General features: G+C 46.7%; 23 protein-coding genes. 18 read left to right on the forward strand and 5 right to left on the reverse strand.

Translation table 11 applies throughout. The features are described 5' to 3' along the window. Positions 1-44: 44 nt before the first annotated feature. Positions 45-212, reverse strand: coding sequence for a hemin uptake protein HemP (gene hemP / locus B0681_RS04580; protein ID WP_078317575.1), 168 nt, complete (start codon positions 210-212; stop codon positions 45-47). A gap of 277 nt (positions 213-489) precedes the next feature. On the opposite strand from hemP, the gene B0681_RS04585 reads away from it, so the two are divergent. From B0681_RS04585 to B0681_RS04595, 3 genes are all read left to right on the forward strand, one after another. Further along, on the forward strand, positions 490-1,530 hold the full coding sequence (locus B0681_RS04585) for an NUDIX domain-containing protein (RefSeq protein ID WP_158077919.1): 1,041 nt from the start codon (positions 490-492) through the stop codon (positions 1,528-1,530). A 217-nt stretch (positions 1,531-1,747) separates the two neighbouring features. Continuing rightward, positions 1,748-3,100 (forward strand): glyceraldehyde-3-phosphate dehydrogenase, encoded by a 1,353-nt coding sequence (locus B0681_RS04590; protein ID WP_078317736.1) that lies wholly within the window; start codon positions 1,748-1,750, stop codon positions 3,098-3,100. Between the two features lie 143 nt (positions 3,101-3,243). Then, positions 3,244-3,999, forward strand: coding sequence for a hypothetical protein (locus B0681_RS04595; RefSeq protein ID WP_078317577.1), 756 nt, complete (start codon positions 3,244-3,246; stop codon positions 3,997-3,999). A gap of 87 nt (positions 4,000-4,086) precedes the next feature. Here the strand turns inward: B0681_RS04595 and B0681_RS04600 are convergent, their stop codons facing one another. Next, on the reverse strand, positions 4,087-5,163 hold the full coding sequence (locus B0681_RS04600) for an alpha/beta hydrolase (protein ID WP_078317578.1): 1,077 nt from the start codon (positions 5,161-5,163) through the stop codon (positions 4,087-4,089). Positions 5,164-5,474: 311 nt separating this feature from the next. On the opposite strand from B0681_RS04600, the gene cgtA reads away from it, so the two are divergent. From cgtA to B0681_RS04635, 6 genes are all read left to right on the forward strand, one after another. Next, complete coding sequence (gene cgtA, locus B0681_RS04610; RefSeq protein ID WP_078317580.1) at positions 5,475-6,689, forward strand: Obg family GTPase CgtA; 1,215 nt, start codon at positions 5,475-5,477, stop codon at positions 6,687-6,689. A 9-nt stretch (positions 6,690-6,698) separates the two neighbouring features. Further along, positions 6,699-7,829: a glutamate 5-kinase gene (gene proB / locus B0681_RS04615; protein ID WP_078317581.1), complete on the forward strand. Its 1,131-nt coding sequence runs from the start codon at positions 6,699-6,701 to the stop codon at positions 7,827-7,829. A gap of 72 nt (positions 7,830-7,901) precedes the next feature. Continuing rightward, complete coding sequence (gene hemE / locus B0681_RS04620) at positions 7,902-8,972, forward strand: uroporphyrinogen decarboxylase (RefSeq protein ID WP_078317582.1); 1,071 nt, start codon at positions 7,902-7,904, stop codon at positions 8,970-8,972. A gap of 287 nt (positions 8,973-9,259) precedes the next feature. Continuing rightward, a complete protein-coding gene (gene argC, locus B0681_RS04625; protein WP_078317583.1) occupies positions 9,260-10,333 on the forward strand; it encodes an N-acetyl-gamma-glutamyl-phosphate reductase in 1,074 nt (357 codons plus the stop codon). Between the two features lie 241 nt (positions 10,334-10,574). Beyond that, positions 10,575-11,882 carry a S1C family serine protease gene (locus B0681_RS04630; protein ID WP_078317584.1) on the forward strand — a complete coding sequence of 436 codons (1,308 nt, stop codon included), beginning with the start codon at positions 10,575-10,577 and terminating at the stop codon, positions 11,880-11,882. 153 nt (positions 11,883-12,035) lie between these two features. Then, complete coding sequence (locus B0681_RS04635) at positions 12,036-12,635, forward strand: imm11 family protein (RefSeq protein ID WP_078317585.1); 600 nt, start codon at positions 12,036-12,038, stop codon at positions 12,633-12,635. Between the two features lie 71 nt (positions 12,636-12,706). Here the strand turns inward: B0681_RS04635 and B0681_RS04640 are convergent, their stop codons facing one another. Beyond that, positions 12,707-13,960, reverse strand: a complete 1,254-nt coding sequence (locus tag B0681_RS04640) for an NRAMP family divalent metal transporter (protein WP_078317586.1) — start codon at positions 13,958-13,960, stop codon at positions 12,707-12,709. A 289-nt stretch (positions 13,961-14,249) separates the two neighbouring features. Here B0681_RS04640 and prfA point away from each other — a divergent pair, with 289 nt between their 5' ends. The 8 genes from prfA (at position 14,250) to B0681_RS04680 (ending at position 19,512) form a co-directional block, all read left to right on the forward strand. Then, entirely contained in the window at positions 14,250-15,329 is a 1,080-nt protein-coding gene (gene prfA, locus B0681_RS04645; protein WP_078317587.1) for a peptide chain release factor 1, read from the forward strand. A gap of 307 nt (positions 15,330-15,636) precedes the next feature. Beyond that, on the forward strand, positions 15,637-16,743 hold the full coding sequence (locus B0681_RS04650) for a hypothetical protein (RefSeq protein ID WP_143821221.1): 1,107 nt from the start codon (positions 15,637-15,639) through the stop codon (positions 16,741-16,743). A gap of 39 nt (positions 16,744-16,782) precedes the next feature. Continuing rightward, positions 16,783-17,331, forward strand: a complete 549-nt coding sequence (locus B0681_RS04655) for a MotA/TolQ/ExbB proton channel family protein (protein WP_078317589.1) — start codon at positions 16,783-16,785, stop codon at positions 17,329-17,331. A gap of 11 nt (positions 17,332-17,342) precedes the next feature. Further along, positions 17,343-17,741, forward strand: a complete 399-nt coding sequence (locus B0681_RS04660) for an ExbD/TolR family protein (protein ID WP_078317590.1) — start codon at positions 17,343-17,345, stop codon at positions 17,739-17,741. Between the two features lie 188 nt (positions 17,742-17,929). Beyond that, positions 17,930-18,529 carry a hypothetical protein gene (locus tag B0681_RS04665; RefSeq protein ID WP_078317591.1) on the forward strand — a complete coding sequence of 200 codons (600 nt, stop codon included), beginning with the start codon at positions 17,930-17,932 and terminating at the stop codon, positions 18,527-18,529. Positions 18,530-18,539: 10 nt separating this feature from the next. Next, positions 18,540-18,866 (forward strand): hypothetical protein, encoded by a 327-nt coding sequence (locus tag B0681_RS04670; protein WP_078317592.1) that lies wholly within the window; start codon positions 18,540-18,542, stop codon positions 18,864-18,866. Beyond that, entirely contained in the window at positions 18,863-19,168 is a 306-nt protein-coding gene (locus tag B0681_RS04675; protein ID WP_078317593.1) for a hypothetical protein, read from the forward strand. The genes B0681_RS04670 and B0681_RS04675 overlap by 4 nt, the downstream gene beginning before the upstream one ends. Next, positions 19,165-19,512 (forward strand): hypothetical protein, encoded by a 348-nt coding sequence (locus B0681_RS04680; RefSeq protein ID WP_078317594.1) that lies wholly within the window; start codon positions 19,165-19,167, stop codon positions 19,510-19,512. The genes B0681_RS04675 and B0681_RS04680 overlap by 4 nt, the downstream gene beginning before the upstream one ends. A gap of 175 nt (positions 19,513-19,687) precedes the next feature. Here B0681_RS04680 and B0681_RS04685 read toward each other — a convergent pair whose 3' ends face one another. Together B0681_RS04685 and lon are read right to left on the reverse strand one after the other, a co-directional pair. Beyond that, a complete protein-coding gene (locus B0681_RS04685) occupies positions 19,688-20,302 on the reverse strand; it encodes an inner membrane-spanning protein YciB (RefSeq protein ID WP_078317595.1) in 615 nt (204 codons plus the stop codon). A 95-nt stretch (positions 20,303-20,397) separates the two neighbouring features. Continuing rightward, entirely contained in the window at positions 20,398-22,821 is a 2,424-nt protein-coding gene (gene lon, locus B0681_RS04690; protein ID WP_078317596.1) for an endopeptidase La, read from the reverse strand. Positions 22,822-23,115: 294 nt separating this feature from the next. Here lon and B0681_RS04695 point away from each other — a divergent pair, with 294 nt between their 5' ends. Further along, a complete protein-coding gene (locus B0681_RS04695; RefSeq protein ID WP_211271503.1) occupies positions 23,116-24,426 on the forward strand; it encodes a Na+/H+ antiporter family protein in 1,311 nt (436 codons plus the stop codon). The last annotated feature ends 81 nt before the right edge of the window (positions 24,427-24,507 follow it).

The following is a 24,507-nucleotide window of genomic DNA, read 5'->3' on the forward strand; positions in this document are numbered from 1 at the left end:
TGGAGAAAGCTGTTTTTAATATGTTGTCATTCGACAGTGGTTGGTTATTTGGTCAAAATCAAGCGGTTATTGCGAGTTAGACGCAGGCGATATTCTTCACCTTGATGCTCGATACGGACTTCCTTGGTCATGGCAAATAGATTTTGTGAATACAGCGTCGGTAGGCGAGCGCTTTCACGGTTGCTGAAGTAGCGAGCGATGGTCATAGTCATGGCGAGTTTCCTTTTATTGACGGGTGATGGGTGGTTATCCCAAGCCGTAAGCTAATACTGATGAACATAATTTGCGTCAAGACGCATCAATGATGATTATTATGTCGCAAATAGCAAGTTTATGAAACTAGATATCAAATGCTATTTGTTTTTAAACAATAATAATTATCATTTGTGTTTATGATAGCAGATTTTTGATAAATTGCAAATGCAAATCATAAAAATTGGCAAAATTTATCAAAAAAGTTTCCAACCCATTGAATTTATTATAATTATCATGATGAATATCCATGCTAACAACCCCCAAACTCATCCCATCATCCGTGTCGCTGTGGCGGTGATTCGCTATCATGATGAATTTTTGCTGGCCATGCGTCATCAGCATCAGCATCAAGGCGGCAAGCTAGAATTTGTCGGTGGCAAGATAGAGCAGGGTGAATCGGCTGAATCTGCACTGATTCGAGAAGTGGGTGAAGAGATTGGGCTACAGTTACAAACCGACCAGTTGGTTCGTTTTGGCGTGATTGCTCATGACTATACGGATAAGTCGGTTGAGCTGCATATTTATCAAGCACATCTTAATGATATTCAGTACCAAGAGTTTCGTCATCGGACACATGGCTGTGAGAGCCAAGCGCTGCATTGGCTTGGTTTGGATGAGCTGCTTGCCAGTGGTGAGCGTCTGCCCGCTGCCAATCTGCGGATTTTGGATTGGCTTGGCCTTTGTGATACGCTGATCATCTCGCACGGCTTGACACACTTTGGCACGCTAGATGATTTTGTGCAGTATTATATAGATAAGCTACCAAATCATGCATGGTTCTATTTGCGTCCACAGACAGATGTGATGACGACCAGACAGCTATACCAAGCCATCTGCACGCATCGCCCTGATATTCGCCTGATGATCAAAGATGAGGTGTATTGTGTGTACCGTGATGAATGGGATGCTGATATGGTGGTTAAATTATCCGCACAGACATTGGCAAATATGACTCAGCGTATCACACAAGGCATGGATATTTCAGCGGATTTGCCATCAGATTTGACCATTATGATTGGTGTGCATGACGCCAGTGAAGCTATGATGGCAAACTTGCTCGCTCGTCATGCCCGTATCATCGCTGCGATGGTCTCGCCTGTACTGCCCACCCAAAGCCATCCAAACGCACCAGTACTGGGCTGGCAGTGCTTTAGCGAGTTGGCAGGGCAGCTGTCGATGCCTGCGATCGCGCTTGGTGGGATGAATCCATCTGATGCAGTGATGGCAAGAGCTTATGGAGCGGTGGCAATCAGTGGGATTCGCGGTATGCTGTGATTTGCCTGAATTGACAGCAATTTGCACAAAATTCAAACAGATTGATTCATATTAACATAAATTATATAAATATTGCCATTTTATAAATTAATTTAAATTGCGTCGGCGGTCATTTTGTTTTACAATCTTGTCGATTAAGCAATTTTTTTATGCCGAAGATGTACCAAATCACATCATCGGTTCATCCAAACTGATTTATCATGAAAAAGGTGGCTCTATGTCTGCTAATCTGTACCAATCTCATTTGGCAACTCGCCAAGCCCAAGAAGCAACCGCAGCCAAGCTTATTGCAGCGTTAAGCTTGTTGGCAGCAAAAGATGTAACCGTATCGTTCTTTGGTGAGCGTGTGGCATTGTCTGTTGCCAAGGTGTTGGCACTGCATGATCAGCACGGTGTGGATGTGGCTGCATCATTGGCGCTGGCAGAAAGCTTGGTTGCACAGGGTACGGCGACTGCTCGTATTGACCTAGGTCAAGCCATCAAAGCAGGCAAATCAGCAGCAGACTTCGCTCAAGGCACAGCGGCAGCGACAGATGTCGTACTGTATGGCTTTGGCCGTATCGGTCGTATCCTAGCGCGCCTATTGATGAGCCGTCCTGCATCATCAGCAGGCCTACAGCTAAAAGCCATCGTCGTGCGTCCAGCGGGTGAGGGTGACCTTGCCAAGCGTGCAAGCCTACTAGAGCGTGACTCGGTACATGGTTGGTTTGATGGTAGCGTGAGCATCGATGAAGCCAATAATGGCATCATCGCCAATGGCCGCTTTATCCAAGTCATCTATGCAGCTGACCCAAGCGAAATCGACTACACCGCTTATGGTATTGATAACGCACTGGTCATTGACAATACAGGTAAATGGAAAGATGAAGCAGGTCTAGGCAAGCACCTAGCCTCAAAAGGCGTCGCAAAAGTACTACTAACTGCACCTGCCAAAGGCGACATCAAAAATGTGGTCTATGGTGTGAACCATGACACCATCGGCGATGACAAAATCGTCTCAGCAGCCAGCTGCACCACCAACGCCATCACCCCAACACTAAAAGTACTACACGATGCCTTTGGTGTGGTCAATGGTCATATGGAAACGGTTCATGCCTTCACCAATGACCAAAACCTAGTGGATAACCACCACAAAGCCGATCGCCGTGGTCGTGCTGCACCGCTGAACATGGTGATGACTTCTACAGGCGCCGCATCTGCTGTCTCAAAAGCCATCCCAGAGCTAAAAGGCAAGCTATCAGGCAATGCCATCCGTGTACCGACACCAAACGTTTCATTGGCAATCTTGAACCTGAACTTCGAAAAAGAAGTCGGTACCGCTGATGATCTCAATGCCTTTATCAAAGACATCGCCCAAAGCGAACAATGGCAAGAGCAAATCAACTACTCAGATTCACCAGAAGCAGTCTCAACGGACTTCGTCGGTTCTGAAAAAGTGGCGATTTTTGATGCCAAAGCAACCATCGCCAATGGCAACCGCGCGACCATGTACATCTGGTACGATAACGAAATGGGCTATAGCACCCAAGTTATCCGTGTCGCCGAAGAAATGGCAGGCGTGCGTTACTAATCATCAGCCTTACTGATTGATACAACCACCAAATAGTTAAGCTGTTTGGTGGTTTTATTTTAAGGATTTGATTATAAATTTGTGCAAATTTTATTTTTTTGATAAAATCAAACTCAATGGCTTTAATAAATTGGAGTGTAACGATGAATGTTCTTAAAATCGGTATGGTGTCGGCACTAATGGCGACTTTATCGGGTTGTTTAACTTCCAATGCCTTGGATAAAAGCATCTATAAATCACTAGCGGAACGCCATGTGCTAATACACAGCGACACCGTCATTGCCATTGGTAAGCCGACTGCACCCATCAAGGGTTATGAAAATGCGTTGGCACTCGTTGGGGAGAAAAACGGCTACTTGGTTCAGCCTGATGGCAGTAGCGGCGACACACTTCTTAAGATCTTTGAGACGGCAGACTTACAAAGTCTATCGCTTCGCGGTTATGGTGGGGGTTTGGATGTTAAGCAAGCTTATAATGATTGGACATGTACATCCAAATATGGCTGTGCCAATATCGATCTGCGATTTTCAAGAAGCATTGATAGCCTTTCTGACTCTACAAAGTCCTTAGAAGATAAAACTAGCGATTTATCAAAGCTTTATGATGAAAAAGCTCAAATGGAAAATTTGGGTTTTGAGTGCAAGATGCATTCTGCAGAAGATGTCAGTCTTTCATGCTATTATTCAGAAAAACTCGCCTTTACCATTACCGAGCCTGTCACCAATCCATCACAGCTCACTCATACGCTAAGCAAGCCTGTGGCAGTGCGGTTTTATGAATTTCATGCTGATCACGACAAAAAAGAAATTGCCATCAAAAAATTTCTAAAACCCATCGCATTTGCATTTGATGTGGCGACATTTCCCATACAGATGATGATATGGGATCCTAAAAAATGATTTGACCAAATCATGATAAAAACCACCAAACCCAATTTGGTGGTTTTGCTTTGTCTGATGCCTACATCATTGATAAAGAGCCATTAGTTAAGTAAACGCCTGTCGCAAAGCTTGCACTGCATCATCAAAGGCGGCTTTGGCATCATCGATTTGCCCTGCGATGTTGATAAACGGATGTGGCAGTGTCTGATAGACTTTTAAGGTGGTGGGCACGCCATCGGCGTTAAGCTTGTTGGCATAATCCACGCCTTCATCACGCAAGGGATCAAAGCCTGCCACCCAGACATAAGCAGGGCAGACGCCTGTGGTGTCCCCAAAAATCGGCGATGCCAAAGGATTGGTTTTGTGCTGACTATCTTGCAGATACTGCTCGGTGTACCAGCGCATCTTGGCACGCTCCAAGAATAATCCTGTGGCGAACAGCTCATACGATGCCCGTTCACGGCTCATATCCACCCACGGCACCCACAGCATCTGTACGATGGGCTTGATGGCATCATTTTTGGTTTGTTGGGCGACGACAGCTGCCAAATTACCACCAGCGCTATCGCCACCGACCCCGATTCGCTTTTGATCGATGCCAAGTTCTTTGGCGTGATGAGCCACATAGCGAAACGCTACCAAGCCATCATTGACAGGCGTGGGGAAAGGATGCTCAGGCGCCAGTCGATAATCAACAGCGATGACGGCACAATCAGCCTGCAGTGCCAAGTGCTGACAGACTGTATCATGCGATTTTAGCGAGCCTGCGACATAACCACCACCGTGATAGAACACCAAACAGGGCAAGTTTTTATCCACTTTTTTGCCGAAAAGCCGCTTTTTTAGAGGTTTGTAAATGCGCAAAGTGATCTGCTCACGATCATCGGCATCGATGCGAATGTCTTTGATGGCGGCATCGCGGCTTGATGGCTGCGACAGCCAAGCACCTTGCTCATCAAACTCCGCTCGTGTCTCATCGACACTGGCTAAGTGATTTGGCGGTGGTGAGAACAGTTTTAAGAGCATTTGCAGTGGCAGATTTAGGGTTTGATCATCGATGATGAGGGGTTTGCCGACGATTTTTGTCATCATCGCAGGCGGCAGTTTGACCAGTTTTTTGACCAATAGCCGCTGAATGGGTAGGGTGAGCTTTTGAGTGTTGTTTTTGAGCGTCTGTTTCATCCTTGATCTCCTTAAGTTAGCCTTATCCTGTGCTTGTGCTGCTGTTTGGCATCAGTCATGTTAGCACAAAAATTATCAGGCTGAAAGTGCTGTTTTGGGTCGCAGCAGCCATGTCACTTGCCAAATCACAGCGCGGATGGCTTTGGCATCTGATGGTAAAACAGCAAGCGTGCGGCTGCCAACTTAATAATCCCCCAAAATCTGCCAAACTGTGCTAAAATACATTACTATGCCCAAATTTTGTGCGGTGGGTGGTCGCACGGGCGAAAGATTTTTTTATTTTAGTCAGAATTTAGTCAGTTGGAAAAGATATGCGTTTTATTGATGAAGCTGTGATCAGTGTCAAAGCAGGTGATGGCGGTAATGGGATTGTGAGTTTTCGCCGTGAGAAATTTGTCCCAAAAGGTGGGCCAGATGGCGGTGATGGTGGCAAAGGCGGTGATGTCTATGCCATCGCTGATGATAATACCAATACATTGGTGGATTATCGTTATACCCGTAAATTCGAAGCTCGCCGTGGCGAAAATGGCGGTAGCAAAAACTGCTCAGGCAAGGGCGCGGATGATATTTATTTGGCAGTGCCGATTGGTACGACGATTATTGATACCGATTTGGATTTGGTGATTGGTGATTTGACCGAAAAAGGCCAAAAAATTCTCATCGCCAAAGGGGGTGATGGCGGATTTGGTAATACCCGCTTTAAATCCAGTACCAACCAAGCACCGCGTAAAGCCACACCAGGCTTCCCAGGTCAAGCCAAAAACATCAAGCTTGAGCTAAAAGTCGTCGCTGATGTTGGCTTGATTGGTCTGCCAAATGCTGGCAAATCAACCTTTATCCGTCAAGTGTCGGCAGCTCGCCCAAAAGTGGCAGATTATCCATTTACCACGCTTGTGCCAAACCTTGGCGTGGTCGATGTTGGCACGCACCAGTCCTTTGTGATGGCGGATATTCCAGGTCTGATTGAAGGTGCGTCTGATGGTGCAGGGCTTGGTATTCGTTTTCTTAAGCATGTGGCGCGTACTCGTCGCCTGCTACACATCGTCGATGTACAGCCGATCGATGGCTCAGATCCTGTAGCGAATGCTGAGATTATTCTAAACGAACTTGAGAAATTCTCGCATGAGTTATCACAGCTACCGCAGATTTTGGTATTGAATAAAATTGACCAAATCCCTGAAGAAGAACAAAATGCTGTCTGCACCGACATCGTCGCTCGTCTAGGCTGGACGGGTATGGTGTTTCGCACATCGACCCTGACTGGGGATGGTGTGGATGCAGTGAAGTTTCATCTGATGAACGCCATCGAAGAAGAGCGTGAGCGTGAAATCGAAGATCCAATCTTTGCTGAAGCGCAGGCCGAACGCTTCCGTCGTCTCGAAGAAGAAGTGCGTCACAACACAGAAATCCAAAAAGAAGCCTATCGTGCGATGCGTAAAGCGCAGCGTGAAGGCATTAGTGATGATGACGATGATGACTTTAATGAAGATGATTATGATGTCAAAGTTGAGTACGCACCGTACTGATTGGGCTTGATGGATGGCATGATGGATAAGCACATGAAAACCAAACGCATCGTCGTAAAAATCGGCTCATCACTTCTGACCAACAACGGTCGTGGGCTAGATCGTACGGCGATTTATGAATGGGCAAGACAAATCGCCGAGCTACAAAACAGCGGTCATGAAGTGCTGCTGGTCTCAAGCGGTGCAGTGGCCGAAGGAGTGGTGCGGATGAATCTGCCTGAGCGACCCAAAAAGCTAGAAGCCTTGCAGGCGTGTGCATCCATCGGGCAGATGGGGCTGATTGAAACTTGGTGGCAGGCACTGATCCAAAAAGGTGTGCAGTCCTCACAAGTACTGCTGACCCATGATGATTTATCCCATCGTTCTCGTTATCTGAATATCTCACAGACCATCGCTCAACTGATGGAGTGGCGTGTCGTGCCAGTGATTAACGAAAACGACACCATCAGCTATGATGAGATTAAGTTTGGGGATAATGACAGTCTTGGGGCGATGGCAGCGGCGATGATTCATGCCGATTTGTATATCATCTTGACTGACCAAGATGGCGTATTTACCGACAATCCCCGCACCAATCCTGATGCCAAGCTGATCGAGCAAGAGCGTGCGATGGCGGATTATCTATTCGATGTCGCAGGTGATGGCGGTAAATGGGGTAGTGGTGGTATGCTGACCAAAATCCGTGCCGCACGTCTAGCTGCGATGAGTCAATGCCAAACCGTGATTGCCAGTGGCAAGGTGGATGATGTGATTATCCGCTTGGCTCGTGGCGAGCGCATCGGCACACGACTGACGACTGATAGCACGGATAAATTGATTGCCAAAAAACAATGGCTGGCTGCACATATCCGTATGGCAGGCACGCTGATTATCGATGATGGGGCAAAAACCGCCATCACCACCAATCACAAGAGCCTGTTGCCAATCGGCGTGATCGAAGTGCAAGGTGATTTTGATGCAGGCAGTGTGGTGCAGATCGTCGATACCGCCAAAACTCGCATTGCTGTCGGTCAAGTTGGCTTTTCATCAGAGGATGCCAAATTAATCATCCAAAAAAACTCCGCCCAAATCAAGGCCATTTTACCGCATATCGATGAAAAATCCGTGATGGTGCATCGAGATGAGATGGCGATTTTATAACGATTGACTTGTGAAATTTTAAAATTAACACTTGCTAATGATCACCAATGATTTGCTAATTTAGGATAAGCTATGACCGAATTTGCTCCGCTAAAAAATGACCGCCTATTGCGTGCCATTCGCTTTGAGTCTGTGGATACGACACCTGTGTGGATGATGCGTCAAGCAGGGCGTTATTTGCCAGAGTATAAAGAAGTCCGCGCACAGGCTGGGGATTTTTTGAGTCTATGTCAAGACACGGATAAGGCAACCGAAGTGACTCTGCAGCCGCTGCGTCGTTTTGAGTTGGATGCGGCAATTTTATTCAGTGATATTTTGACGATTCCTGATGCCTTTGATTTGGGTCTGTATTTTGCCGAAGGTGAAGGCCCTAAGCTTAAAAAGACCGTCCGCAGCGAAGCAGATATCGCCGCCTTGCCAAAGATTGATATGAATTCATCGCTGGATTATGTGATGAAAGCAGTGACAAGCATTCGCACAGCATTGAACGGTCAAGTGCCGTTATTTGGTTTCTCAGGCAGTCCGTGGACATTGGCAACTTATATGGTTGAGGGTGGTTCTAGCCGCGAGTTTCGCCATACCAAGCAGATAATGTATGCCACACCTGAGCTACTGCACGCACTACTGACCAAGATCGCTGATGCGGTGGTGGATTATCTGGATGCCCAAATCCGTGCAGGGGCGCAGATTGTGCAGATTTTTGATAGCTGGGGTGGAGCGCTTGGTCATCGCCAATTTGCCGAATTTAGCCATCACTACAACAAAGATATCGTCGAGCGTCTAAAAGCCATCCATCCTGAGGTGCCTGTGGTGCTATTCACCAAAGGTGGTGGGCTGTGGCTAGATATCCAAGCCGACAGCCAAGCCGATGCACTGGGACTGGACTGGACGATGCCACTGGATAAGGCACGCCATACGCTATCAGCGCTGAACGCCAAAAAAGCCCTACAAGGCAACCTAGACCCTGCAACCATTTATGGCACACCTGATGCCATCCGAGCTGAAGTCAAGCGTATGCTGGATGATGCTTATGTGCTGGATAAGACAGGCTATGTGGCGAACTTCGGGCATGGCATCACCCAGTGGTCAAATCCTGATCATGCCAAAGCCTTTATCGATGCGGTGCATGACTATCAGATTTAACTCCATAAAAGACTTGGTATGTGCCAAGTCTTTTTTTGATCTATAATCACTGCCACAGATACGCATTGATTTATTGATCAGGATATCGGCTCGGCTTTCTTCATTGATGATCAATGATAAGAGTAAAGCAATGCTTCTTTGTACTAAAAATCGCGCCGCTGGGCTAGGATGCGTGCATGAATGATGGTAAAATGACGGCAGATTTTTGGATGATTCATATGCTGGATCATTTAGATAATTTCATCTGATCATTGATATAAATTTAATAGTCATAAAAGGATACTCTCATGGCAAATCAAATTTCAGTAGGCATCGTCGGCGGTACAGGTTATACAGGGGTTGAGCTGCTGCGCATCTTAAGCCGTCATCCCTTGGTTATTGTGAAGTATTTGACTTCTCGCAGCGAGGCGGGCAAAAGCGTCAGCGAGATTTTCCCAAGCCTGCGCGGTGTGTGTGATCTTGCATTTTGTGATATGACTGGTGAGACGATGGCGATGATGGCTCGTGATTGTGATGTGGTGTTTTTTGCCACACCGCATGGCGTGGCGATGGCGCATACGCCAGCACTGGTGGCGCAGGGCGTAAAAGTCATCGATCTGGGTGCGGATTTTCGTTTGCAGTCGCTGGATGAGTTTGAACAATGGTATGGCATGGCACACACTTGCCCAGACATTCTAAAAGACAGCGTGTACGGCTTAACTGAGGTGACGCGCGCCAAAGTGGCTACAGCCAAGGTCATAGCCAATCCTGGCTGTTATCCGACGACAGCGATTTTGGGGCTAAAACCGATTATCGATACCGAAAATAGGCAGCAGCAAGCGTTGGTCGATGGTCGCATCATCATTGATGCCAAATCAGGCATCTCGGGCGCTGGGCGTCAAGGCAAGCTTGCCATCAGCTATGCCGAGACCGCCGATAATTTCAGTGCTTATGGCGTTGCTGGTCATCGACACAGTCCAGAGATCACGCAGGGCGTGCAGGCGGTATTGGGGGCGGATTTTGATCATCGGATTCGCTTTGTGCCACATCTGGTGCCAATGATCCGTGGGATGTTTAGCACCATTCATGTGCCATTATCGCATGCAGGTGAGCAGGTGGATTGGCAGGCGGCGTTCGAGTCTGTTTATGCAGATGAATATTTCATTGATGTCTTGCCAAAAGGTGTGCTGCCAGATACCCGTTCGGTGAAAGCGTCGAATAAGCTGCGCATCGCCATCCATCAGCAGGCAGATATGCTGACTGTACTGGTGGTGCAGGATAATCTGGTCAAAGGCGCGGCAGGCCAAGCGGTGCAGAATATGAATGTAATGTTTGGCTTTGATGAGACCATCGGTTTGACTTTGGTGCCGATTACGCCTTAATGACTATGATGGCGACTTTGGTCGAATGCAGCAAATTGTGTCATCTGATGGCGCTGAATTTTAGCCCAACTGATGTGATATAAGATCAAATGCCGCCATCAAAAGCCACCAATCTTGCTGCAAAAATTATTAGCATTTGCCAACAACAGACAAAAATATTGGCAATATTCATGTGCTAAAATTTGCACAACCGATTTTATCGTCATCTGGCTGCGTATCATTCGCGCATTTAGGAAAATCTATGCAACCAAATCACTTTCATCGCCAATCTGGCATCAGCGTGCTGCTAATATTATCATGGTTATTGTTGGCAGTTTTTGCTGTCATTATCGGCTATCTGCTGATGAATCCAGGTGTCGTCACCAAAAGCAGTGAAACACCAGCGCCTGCCATCGCAGCACCGAGCGAGCCGCAAGCATGGCAGCCGACTTTGGATAATAGCACCAAAACCAATCCTGACACTCCAGCACCGATCGCTTCTTATCATGATGCGGTGAATCGTGCAGCGCAGTCGGTGGTGAATATTTATACCACGCAGACCACCAGCGCAGAGGTGTACTCCAATGACCCTGTGATGCAGCGCTTTTTGGAGCGTTATTATGGCGGCTCACCCCAAGGCAGCAGTCTTGGCTCGGGCGTGGTGGTGTCTGATGAGGGCTATATCATTACCAATGCTCATGTCATCGAATTAGCCGATGAGATCGTCGTGGCATTCAATGATGGCAGAAAAGCCACTGCCACTGTCGTCGGCAGCGATACAGACAGCGATCTGGCGGTGATCAAGGTGCAGCTGGATAATCTGGTACCAATGGCATTTCGCGCCGAGCCGATCCGTGTCGGTGATGTGGCGTTGGCGATCGGCAATCCTTTTGGGGTCGGTCAGACGGTCACTCAGGGCATCATTTCAGCGACAGGGCGCGCTGGCATTGGTGTGAGTAGCTTTGAGGATTTTATTCAGACGGATGCTGCGATCAATCCTGGTAATTCAGGCGGTGCGCTGGTGGATGCCAATGGTGCCTTGATCGGGATTAACACGGCGATATACTCACGCTCTGGTGGCTCGATGGGTATTGGCTTTGCCATTCCGACCCAGATCGTGCAGCAAGTGATGACGGGTCTGATCACCACAGGCAAGGTCAGCCGTGGGTGGATGGGTATCGAGATGGCGCGGACGATGAACGATCCGACGCGTGTAGAAGATAGCGCGGTGACCGTGGCACATGTCTGGGAAAATAGCCCAGCTGCGGCAGCAGGCGTGCAAGTCGGTGATGTCATCAGCAGCATCGATGGCATACAGATTAAAGATGCCAATGCGCTAATCGGCATCGTCGCGCGTAAGGCACCTGGCAGTCAGCTGTCGATGGAGGTACTGCGCAACCAGACACCGATGACGCTGCAAGTGGTGCTGGCCGAGCGACCAAATTTTGATGAATTGACACAGTCTCAGCGCACCCCTGCCAATCCATCTGCGCCATCAGCACCTTCGCAAGCTGAACAAATCCAAGAGCTGATGCGTCAGTTGCAGCAGCTGCGCCAAAATCAGCGCTAGGCGATAAGCTTGGATCAATCGTGAGCTGCCATCTGGTGACTTCACACAGCTTCGGTTATGAGAATCAATCATCAAGTCATCAGACGATGGCTTGATTTTTATATCAAATGATTAATTTTATAAAATAAGCCCAATATCCATGCAGGAGGTTACATGATTTATAAATGGTTTAATCCGAATTTAAAATATGCTGATTATGGTGGAAAAACAGAAGCTGATCAAGCTTCCATGACCTGGGAAAGTTTTATTTTAGGTGTTCCATTACCCCCTCTTGAGCAATGGAAAACACCAACTTTAGAACAGTATCTAAATGGACGTAAAAAACTAAGATTAGTAGCAGATTGTGTAAAATCAGGCTCTCATCACCTGATTAACCAAAAATCAGTAGATGCTTTAGCTGATATTTGGGAAAAACACGCCACTTTATATCCTGTGATACTGGAGGATAAACCCAATGAACCTTATTATATGGTCGTGATTAAAACAGTCATTGATTGTATTGATAGAGAAAAATCTATTGGCGCTTTAAGTGAATTTGATGAAGACAAGAAAAGTAAAAATTATTTTGACTGTGTTTATCAATGGGTATTTAGAGAAGGTGAAATAGGGGATAATGCACTATTTGTCCTTCCAGATAATCCCATAGCCGTATATGCCACAGAAGAATTTAAACAGCGAGTAATACAAGCAGGATTAACGGGTTTTGGATTTATTAAAAGTATGTTTGATGAAGAAAAACCATTTATTAGTTAAAATTGATCACTGATAAAAACACCCCAAGGCAGGATGCTTTGGGGTGTATTTTTGGGATGGATAATAACGAGTTAGCCGATAAAGCCAAAAAATTGCAACAAGAACAAAATGGTAAAGCCTGACAAGAACACGATGCCTGCTAGAGCAAATAGCGTCATGGCCGTGCTGATGTTGCCTTCTTTTTTGATCAGCTTGTAGTTAAGATAACCAAAAATCGGTGCGGTGACAAAGGCGGTGATCATCGCAAATTTTAGCATCGCTGCCATCTGACCCATGAAAAATGCGATCAAGCCATAGCCTGCAATGATAAAAAACGCAGTCCATTTGGCGACAAATTTTTCGGTCTCGTGAGTGGTTTCGGTCTTGATTAGCGATAGACACTCAGCGGTGGTACGACCATAGCCATCAGCACAGGTGATGACCGTGCCATACATGCATAAAAATGCGATGAATGCGACCAGTAGGCGCGACCATTCGCCGATGGTCTCGGTGTACATCTGAATGAGCTGACCGACATAAGCACCGCCTTGCATGGCGATCTCTTGACCTGTACCGTACTGAACGAACACACCCAGCGCCAAGAAAAACAGCGCCAAAATCGCAGAAGTCAGATAGCCGACATTAAAGTCAATCATCCCTTGGTAGCGGTTGGTGTGGTCGGTGCGAATCTTTTTGGCAGTCCAAACAGAAGTGATGGCCGAGAACTCAAGCGGTGCTGGCATCCAGCCCATCAAAGCGATGATAAAGCCAAGCGCTGCCAAATTCCAAGGCGATGCAGGTACAAAATCAGGTGCCATCACCGCAGGCTTGCCCATCGCCACAAATACCGCTGCCACGGTCGCTACCGTCAACGCCACGATGATCCATTTGGTCACGCCATCAAGCAGCTTGTAGTGACCGGCAAATAGCAGCAGCCATGATGAGAACATGACGATGGCAGCCAATGCCAAAGTGTTCAACTCAAATGGCAATAAGTAGCCCAAAATCACCGATGCCAAGACCGCAACAGCGCCTGTGCTGATGATGCCTGATAAGATACACAAGACAAAAAACGCCAAAATATAAAAGCGCGACAGCTTAGCATAACCTGCCACCAAACTCTCACCTGTGCTGTACGCATACTCAGTGCCGAAACGGTAAAATGGGTATTTGAATAGATTGGCAAGGACAATCATAATCGCCAGCTGCCAGCCGTAGAGCGCACCTGCTTGGGTCGATGCCACCAGATGCGAACCACCGATGGCCGCAGAAGCCATCAAAATCCCTGGGCCAAATGAGCGCCATGACAGCTTGTGGCTTTGATTCATAGAAGAGATGTTATTCATAATTAAAACCTAATAAGAACGCACAAAATAGGCCAAGCCTGATGGCAGCGTGCGCAATGATTGCTTGATAAATTTTTACAAACTAACACAGAGTAGCATAATTTCAAAGCATGTCAAACAAAAAATATGGAATAAAAGATATAACCAAGCCAATTTTGCCTTATTTAAGCTTCTAAAGAGCCATCGGCAGATGATCTGTGCCTAAAATGGATGAAAAAAAAGCCAAGATGTGGCAAAATACCAAGCTGTCCATCTATGAAATCAACAGCAACTACTGGCCGAACCTATTATGAAAGAATCCTTGCGACATCGTTTAGACCAAATGGTCGATCGCTTTGAAGAAGTGACTGCACTGTTATCCGATCCTGATACCATCAGCGACAGCAAAAAATTCCGTGAGCTGTCGATGGAGCATAGTGATTTGGCCTTGATTAGTGAAACTTGGCAAAAGTTTGTCCAAGCTGAAGAGGATTTGGCGACGGCCAAAGAGCTGATGGATGATCCTGATATGAAAGAAATGGCCGCTGAAGAGATTGACAATGCCAAAGCGATCATCAATGAGCTAGAAGATACGCTCAATGTGATGATGCTACCAAAAGATCCCAATGACAAGGCGACGGCATTTTTGGAAATCCGAGCAGGCACAGGTGGCGATGAGGCAGCGATTTTTAGCGGTGATCTGTTTCGCATGTATCAAAAATATGCCCAATCCCAAGGCTGGCAAGTCGAAGTGCTGTCGGCCAATGAAGGCGAGCATGGTGGTTATAAAGAAATCATCAGCCGCGTCTCGGGCGCTGGCGTCTATGGGCGACTGAAGTTTGAATCTGGCGCCCATCGCGTGCAGCGCGTGCCTGCCACCGAGTCCCAAGGCCGTGTGCATACCTCGGCATGTACTGTGGCGGTGATGCCTGAGGTCGAAATCGATGACAGCGTACAGATCAATCCAGCCGATCTGCGCATCGACACCTACCGCTCCAGTGGTGCAGGCGGTCAGCATGTAAACACCACTGACTCTGCGGTGCGTATCACTCATATTCCGACAGGCGTGGTCGCTGAATGCCAACAAGAACGCTCTCAGCACGCCAACAAAGAAAAAGCGATGAAAATGCTGGTGGCACGCATTCAGCAAGCCAAAGTCCAAGCGCAGATTGATGCCACCAGTGACATGCGACGCAATCTCGTTGGCTCGGGTGATCGCTCTGAGCGCATCCGTACTTATAATTTCCCGCAAGGTCGCATGACTGATCACCGCATCAACTTGACGCTATACAAGCTCGATGCCATCATGGAAGGGGATTTGACCGAGCTACTAGATAGCTTATTGCGTGAACATCAAGCAGATCTGATGGCGAGTGTCGGGTCGGAGTGACTTTGGTGGATGATCAATGGCTTGCATGCGTGAGTATGCAAGCTTTTTTATTTGCCATCACTAATATGATCAACAATGCTTTGACAGATTAAATGTTATAATATATCATATTGTGCGGTTTGACGCGCAATTTATCAGATGGGCTCACCAGACCAAAAAATTTTCAAAAAGAGGATTGAAGTTTTTTGGCATTTCGTTCATAATATGATAACTGATAATAGTTATTATTATTATTCTATTTTAAATTTTGTATTATTTTCCTGTGACTCGCTCGGCTTGAGCGGATTGGTTAACGGTGGTGATTTCGGTGGATAATTCCAATAAAACCAAAGTATTGGCATGGTCTGTAGCGGCGGTATTGCATGGGGCGGCAGGGCTTGGTGTGGCGCAGATGCAGGCCAAGCCCATCAATCCGCCGAAGATCACGCCACCCATTGAGATTGAGCTGATCAACATGGAATCACCAACGCCTGTGCCTGTGACTCAAGCTGTCGCCATCGAGATGCCGCCTGTGACCGAAACGGTGGCGTATAATTCAGCAGCTGAACAGCTACTTGACCCAGTCAGTAAAAATTCATCAGCAGCTATAGAGTTTGAGGCAACTCAAGAGCGTGAAAGTGTGCCAGAATCTAAAATGGATGATATGAACGACTCCAAGGTGGAATCTGAATCTAATTCACAAATTGAAACGGATAACGAAGACAAACAGCAGGAAGATCAGTTAGCGCTGCAACAAGCGCTTGAAGCTCGGAAAAAAGCAGAGGTTGATGAGACACGGAGAATGGCCGAGGAGCAGGCTCGGCTATTAGCAGCTCAAGCAGAGGCAAATAGACAGGCTCTACTAAAAGCTGAGCAAGAGGCGAAATTAAAAGCTGATCAAGAAAAAGCACAATTTTTAGCTGAACAAAATGCTCGTATCGCTGCTGAGAACGAGGCCAGGCTAAGAGCGCAACAAGAGGCAGCAGAAAAAGCAGCGCAGCTTAGGGCGCAACAAGAAGCGCGTGCCGAAGCTGAGCGAGAAGCAAAGCTAAAAGCTGAGCAGACAGAAAGAGAAAAAGCCGATCGTGAAAGTCGAGAGCGAGAAAAAGCCGAAAACGAAAAGCGTAGCAGTAATCAATCACTGACCATCACCGCTGCCAGTTGGCGTAAAGCACCCAGATTGGGCGGATTTGACCCTGGTGAACAATGTATCAACACATCCATTGAGATCACATTTACCGTCGATAGTTCCGGCAAGCCATCTAATGTCAGCTTAAATGGCTCAACAGGTGATCGCAAGTATGATAGCTATATTAGACAGCAAGTTGGCGCCGCCAGACTGCACCCACATGCCGTCGATGGGATTAAAAAAGCGGTTAAGGCAAGATTTCCTGTGCAGCTTAATGAACGCGCAAATGCAAATTGTTCACGGTAATTATCGCTTTTTTGACATTTAATTATTAAGGTAATATTTATGGATTTTTCATTTTATTGGTCACATACCGATGCGGTAAGTAAGACTTTATTTTTTATTTTGGTTGCGCTGTCGGTCTCATCTTGGGTGATTGGCGTCATGCGTGTGTTAAATTCACGCCGCCAAGCTGAGCGCATCGCCGATGATTTGACTGCCAATGCGCGCATCAGTGATGCCCAGCAGCTGCCTTTTGAGCAGCGCAAAATGATCACCGAGCAGCACTTACTACAGCAGATCGCACGCCAGCGTTATGAGCTTGAAAAGGGCTTGCCAGTCCTTGGCACGACGGCATCGATCGCACCATTTATCGGACTATTTGGTACGGTATGGGGGATTTTTCATGCACTGCACAGTGTCGGTCAAAGCGGTCAAGCAGGTTTGGCTCAAGTCGCAGGCCCTGTGGGTGAGGCGCTGATTATGACAGGTCTGGGCTTGGCGGTGGCGATCCCTGCGGTGGTATTTTATAACATCGCCACACGCATCAATAAGCGCGCGCTGCACATCGCTACCGACACAGCGCATGCACTGTTGGCACAAGTTGCAAGATAAGGGGAAGCGCGATGGCATTTGAACTGGGAAGTCAAGATGATAACGGCATGAATGAGATGAATCTCATTCCGCTGATTGATATCATGTTGGTGTTGATGATTATTTTTTTGGTGACAGCGACGGTGCTAAACCCAAGCGTGCCACTGGATTTGCCAAAAACCTCAGCCGTGGTCAATGAAGCCCCGCCTGAGGTGGTGCAAGTCAGTATCGATGCTGCAGGGCAGGTATTTTGGGATGATCAGCCGGTGACCTTGGATGAGCTAACTGCGCGATTTGGTGATCAAAATCGTGACAATCCACCCCAGATTAATCTGCGCGCTGATAAAGAGGGCAAGTACGACATGGTGGCGCAGGTGCTGGCACTGGCCAGTCAGTCGGGCATGACTAAGATCGCCTTTGTCAGTGAATAAATTAGCATACAATAAGCGGGTGATTGCCCGCTTTTTTTATTTTCCCACCATCGTGTGTCAATCACTGGGCAGATCAACAAAATCGCTTGATGGCTTTAAATATCATGATCATTGATACTATTGGTTGATTTGTCATAATATGCCGAGTATGCCTGTTTTGTTAATTTGTCTAATAATTCTTATCCCAAATGATGGTTGCTGCCTACCAAAAATATCTAGAAAGTGATACACTAGGCTTAACCAATGCCACCCAAGAAATCAAATCCATCATCAAAGAGCGTGGCTCTGAAAGCCTGCAAATAGATGGGCATAGTCGTGGTACACTCACCATCACCAATGCCTATTCATCATTACTCAATGATGGTGATGCTGGCAAATACAGCAACCTACGCACCAACATGGTTGGTGCTGCTGCCAATGTCAAAAATGCAGACGACAAACTGGCAGAGCTACAAGGTCGTAATACAGGTAGCTATACTGAACAACAAAAATCAGACATGAGCATTCATGTGCAAGGGCATAAATCTGATTTTGTTCACACGGTTATTGGTCTTAATAAGTCAACTGGTGGTGAATTTAGTATTGGCAAGATGTCTGGAATCTTGGGCAAGACAACAGTGCATAATTGTTATGGGGTTGGAAGTAAAGATTGTTTCATTAAAAATTATTGGAATGACGGCAATCCCAATAATAATATCACCATCCCCAATAAAGATGATAAAACCATCCAGATAGATGTACCGCAGTGGATACCATTATACCCACCTTCACAAGAAGAACCTAAATAGGAGATTAGTTATGAAATTTATCGTATTTTCTACCGCTTTGCTTTTGCTATCAGGCTGCACTGCCAGTTATTATGATTATCCTGATGAATATAAGATGTTTCGCTTAAAAGGGCAATTTTTCAATACTAACAAAGGGTATGAAAAAGTAAAAGAGAATATGTTTGCGTGTGGTTTTAAAAACACAAGTAATAATTTGGGTATGTCCGATAACGAGTGGATTTTAGCAAATATCTGCATGGAACAAAAGGGATATATCAGAGAGACTTTACCAAAAGGCGTATGCCATAGATACCCTGATAGTTCAGCTTGCCAAGCCCGTCAAAAAAATCCCAAATGACCATCCATATTCAAGGACACGCCGCAGACCCCGTACATGGTGTGATAGGCTTTAACCCAAGTACAGGCGGTACAACCAAGCCCAATAATGTCTTAGGTGTTGTTAAGGAGGCATTTAATTCTGTTCTTGGCAAAGAAACCACTGCTCATAATTGTTATGGAGTGGGAAGGTCAGAATGTGTGCAAGCCGATTTGATTAAAAATGAGCAACCGATGACATGGGAACCAGTATACAAACCCAAGATAAGCAGTACAACAAACACTGTTGAGAATCAAGAAACTCAAAAGGAGAGCGATAAATGACTGCAATTAGATTAGCTGTTTTGATATGCGTTACAAGCCTGTTGAACGGTTGTATACTGTTTATGTTTGCTGATAGGTCTGGACCTCTGGAATCGTGGGAGCATTACTATAAAAAAAGAAAACATGATACTCCTTTTGAAGTCGTTCAAGTGGATATGTTGCACTGTGGATTTGACAACCCTAGAAATACTTCAGAGTTGTTTAATAAAGACCTTAATCAACATATAACAGCCGAGATTTGTATGGAAAATAAGGGATATCATAAGATTGTTTTACCAAAAGGCGTCTGCCATAGATACCCTGATAGCTCACCCTGTCAAGCCCGTCAAAAAAATCCCAAATGAGCATTCACTATCAAGGACATAAATCTGATTTTGTTCACACGGTTATTGGTCTTAATTGGTACAGCAGGCTATGTACCGCACACTATTGCTTAGATGGGTTTTTGATGGTGTGTTGTATGCACCATGCTGACCTTTATAAAAAAGCCCTGTGATTGGCGTATCACAGGGCATCTGATTATTGAATATCTTTGCGGATATGACGCCGCAAGCTAAAAAACATCACCGCAATAAAGCCAAACATCACAATCATATCACCAAAGGCGGTAAATTCGCCCCAGTATTTGCCATCTGCAAAGACAAAGGCAAAAAATGCGTGCAAACCTGCCATCGTGCCAAACATCGCCACCCAAGCCAGATTGAGCCGCTGCCAGCCTGCGTGTGTCAGATCAAATACAGGCTCAAACAGACGCTTGATGATCGGGCTTTTGTCTTTGGTAAATAAGGGCGAGATCAGTAGGCCGATGGCAAAGGCGGCATTGATCAGCACTGCTTTTAGCATGATATAAAACGCATCACTGAGCGCCAAAGTGATGCCGCCAAACACCACGGTCATCAATAGCACGAACCATTGCTGCTTTTCTAGGCGAAATTTTTGGCTGATAAATAAATAACCATAAACCGCGATGGTGGCAGCGATCAGACCTGCGGTGGCGACCAGAATGTGGTTATTATCTGCGCCACCTGATGCGCCGATCAGCTGTAGGATCGGATGGTTGCTGTCAGTGGGTTCGGTGGTCTTGTATAACACAAAAAATAAAATCAGCGGAATGTAGTCAAATAAAGCTTTCATGGATCGATGTCAATACAAAATGGGAAGAGGTTGCAAATAAAAGCGCACAGCAGTCAAAAAACCTTGCCAAGATGTGTGTCTTGGCAAGGCGTGGATCAGCTGATGGCTTGTTCTTTGGCTGCGTCATGCGTGATGACCTTTGGCGGGATAGGGCGAAGTTTTTCGACCAAAGCCGCTGCCAGCACTTCATCAATACTCTCAACTGGTGTGATGATCAGACCTTCTTTGACATTGTCAGGAATCTCTGCCAAATCACGCTCGTTTGACTTAGGAATCAGTACTTGCTTGATGCCACCACGGTGAGCAGCCAGCAGTTTTTCTTTTAGGCCGCCGATACGCAGTACCTTGCCACGCAAAGTCACTTCACCAGTCATGGCGATATCTGCACGGATGGCGATACCTGTCATGGCTGAGACGATGGCTGTGGTCAGGGCGATACCTGCTGATGGGCCATCTTTTGGTGTCGCACCTTCTGGCATGTGGATGTGCAAATCCGTGTTTTTGAATTTTTCATAATCAATGCCAAAGCGTTCGCCACCTGCACGCACGACACTCATCGCAGCACGGATAGACTCTTTCATCACATCACCCAGCGATCCTGTGAATACCAGCTCACCTTTGCCTTGCATGGTCGCAGATTCGATGGTCAATAGCTCACCGCCCACTGATGTCCAAGCCAGACCCGTGATACGACCAACTTCAGGTTCTTGTTCAGCCAGACCATAATCAAATGGTTTGACACCCAAGAAGTCACTGATGTTATCATCTGTCACGGCAACGGTATCAAACTTCACGCCTTTTTTGGGCTTGATGCCGTGCGTTTCGACTTGAGAGCGGACAGCTTTACGGCTGATTTTATTGATTTCACGCTCAAGATTACGCACGCCAGCTTCACGAGTATAATGGCGGATAATGCTCGTTACCGCATCATCGGTGATGTCAAGCTCATCTTTGCCCAGACCGTTTTGTTCCAGTGCTTTTGGGATCAGATAATTATTGGCAATCGCCAGTTTCTCATCTTCGGTATAGCCTGGCAGGCGAATCACTTCCATACGATCCAGTAGCGCTGGTGGGATATTCATACTATTGGCAGTACAGATGAACATCACCTGAGACAGATCCAAATCCAGATCCAGATAATGATCATTGAACGATTTATTCTGTGATGGATCAAGTACTTCTAGTAGGGCAGAGGCTGGATCGCCACGGAAGTCTTGTGCCATTTTGTCAATTTCATCGAGCAAAAATAGCGGGTTTTTAACTTCGACTTTTGATAATGACTGCACAATCTTACCTGGCATCGCCCCGATATAGGTGCGGCGATGACCACGGATTTCTGCTTCGTCACGCACGCCACCCAGCGCCATACGCACAAACTTACGGCCTGTGGCACGAGCGATGCTCTCACCCAGTGAAGTCTTACCCACACCTGGAGGACCGACGAGGCACAGGATCGGGCCACGGATCTGCTTGACGCGAGATTGTACCGCTAGGTATTCTAAGATGCGATCTTTGACATCATCGAGACCGTAGTGGTCCTTATCCAGTGTTTCTTTGGCTTTTTCAAGGTTGATGGAGACCTTGCTCGCCTTATTCCACGGCGTATCTAGGATCCACTCGACATAGCCACGCACCACAGCAGCCTCAGAAGATGAGGCAGGCATTTGTTTGAGCTTTTTAAATTCGCTTTCGGCTTTTTTGCGGACATCATCAGGCAGATCAGCGGCTTTTAGGCGATTTTCAAGTTCAGTATCGTCATCATCAGCACCATTATTGAGATCTGACAGCTCGTTTTTGATGGCTTTCATTTTCTCATTTAAGAAATATTCGCGCTGATTATTTTCCATCTGCTTACGCACAGTGTCTTGCAGTTCGCTTTCAAGGCTGCGCTCAGCTTTGGTGTTGGTGAAGTATTCGCTGAGCGTCGCAAAATGCGTAGTGACATCGCCTGATTCGAGCAGTGCTTGTTTTTTGTCCAGCGGAATTTGGGTGCGTGTCGCGATAAAGTAAATCAGCTCAAGCAGATCATCAATGTTGGATGCGACGCGTACCAGCTCACGGAAGTTGCGCAGGTTATGCTCGGCGTATTCGGTGAACAGCTCAAGCAGCACCGATTTTTGGGCTTTGATTTCATCATCGCCGAGCTCAAGCTTAATATCAGCAGCCTCAAAGCTAACTTGTAGGCTGCCTTGATCATCCTGCTCATTGATCTCACCGACTTTTACGCGCTCTAGACCTTCGATCAGTACCTTTAGGCACTTATCATCAGAGTCATGCGGCATGGTGCTGACGATGCGGCAGCGCGTACCAAATTGATATAGGTCATCGACATTGATCTCTTCGGCCAATGAGTCTTTTTGGGAGACGACGATCAGCTCGCCATCATAGGCATCTTGGGCAAGCTCTATGGCTTTGATGGACTGCTCACGGCCGACAAATAGGGCGATCTGCATGTGTGGATAGACGATCACATCACGCACCGCCAATAGGGGTAAGGTTTGTAAGGATTTTTTGCTCATCGTTGTTGTTTCCTTATAAAAGTGATGGGTGGTTTATGGTGGTGCTGTGGATAAATTACAAGTCAATGACGCTGAAATTCGCGTAATTTTTGGGTTATGATAAGGTCTATTTTAATAAAATCTTGCCATAATGTTGCTGCATTGAAATTGTATAGATAAATTAATTCAATAAGTGATTGATTCTAAATATGATTTTATCAAATTAACCTTGGTTAAATGCGGTATAATAACGCACGAAAAATAACGCCAACTTTGCGCATGCGATTTTGGCATATCAATAAATAGGTGACTATGATGAATGCTGTATTACTTGCGGTCATTGTGATGGTGGGACTGTCGCTGGCTCGTGTCCATGTCGTACTAAGCTTGGTGATTGGTGCGCTCGTTGGCGGTGTCGTGGCAGGGATGTCGGTGGCTGATACCTTGACAGCGTTTCAAGGTGGCATCAAAAATGGCGCTGAGATTGCGCTGTCTTATGCGATGCTTGGGGCATTTGCGATGGCGATCGCGCACTCTGGCTTGCCGCAGATGATCGCTGATAAGCTGATCGTCAAGGTCAGTCATACCGATGGGGCGACTCAACTAAAATGGCTGTTGTTTGCGATTTTGGTGGTGATGGCGATGATGTCGCAGAACATTGTGCCGATTCACATTGCTTTTATTCCGCTGATTGTGCCGCCATTACTATTGGTGATGAATCGCCTACGGCTTGATCGTCGTGCGGTGGCGTGTATTTTGACCTTTGGTTTGGTCAATACTTATATGTTTATCCCGTATGGCTTTGGTGATATTTTCTTAAATCAGATTATTCTAAAAAATGTCAATGACGCTGGTATGGCGACGGGCGATATCTCGATGATGCAGACCATGACGATTCCTGCGATGGGGATGTTATTGGGTTTGATCATTGCTGTGTTTGTGACTTATCGTAAGCCACGAGCCTATCGGGATATTGAGATTGCCAAAGAAGCACCCGCCAAAGTGGTCAGCGGCTATGATGTGGCGGTGGCTGTCGGGGCGATTTTGATGGCATTGGGCGCACAGCTGATGACAGACTCACTGCTGATTGGCTCGCTTGTTGGCTTTGCGGTGTTTATGGCGACCGGTGTGGTCAAATGGCGTGAGGCCAATGATGTCTTTAATGACGGCATCAAAATGATGGCGATGATTGGCTTTATCATGATCTGCGCCCAAGGCTTTGCCGAAGCGATGAAAGCCACAGGGCAGATTGATGCTTTGGTGGATGGCGCGATGCAGCTATTTGGCGGTAACAAAGCAATGGCGGCATTGGCGATGCTGATCGTTGGCTTGGTTGTGACTTTGGGCATTGGCTCGTCATTTTCAACGGTGCCAATCATCGCCACCATCTATGTGCCACTATGCATGGCGATGGGCTTTAGCGTACCTGCGACAGTGGCTTTGGTTGCGACCGCAGGCGTGTTGGGTGATGCTGGCTCACCGGCGTCAGATTCGACACTGGGCCCGACGATGGGACTGGATGCCGATGGTCAGCATGATCATATCAAAGACAGCGTGATCCCGACCTTTATTCACTATAATATTCCGCTGATTATTTTTGGTTGGATCGCGGCGATGGTGTTGTGATTGGCTGCTAATTTGTGATTTGCCAATGAATGCTCAATCAAATAAGGCTGAAATTTGTTTTCAGCCTTATTTTTATAGATT

The sequence above is a fragment of the Moraxella porci DSM 25326 genome, assembly GCF_002014855.1.
GTDB lineage: Bacteria > Pseudomonadota > Gammaproteobacteria > Pseudomonadales > Moraxellaceae > Moraxella > Moraxella porci.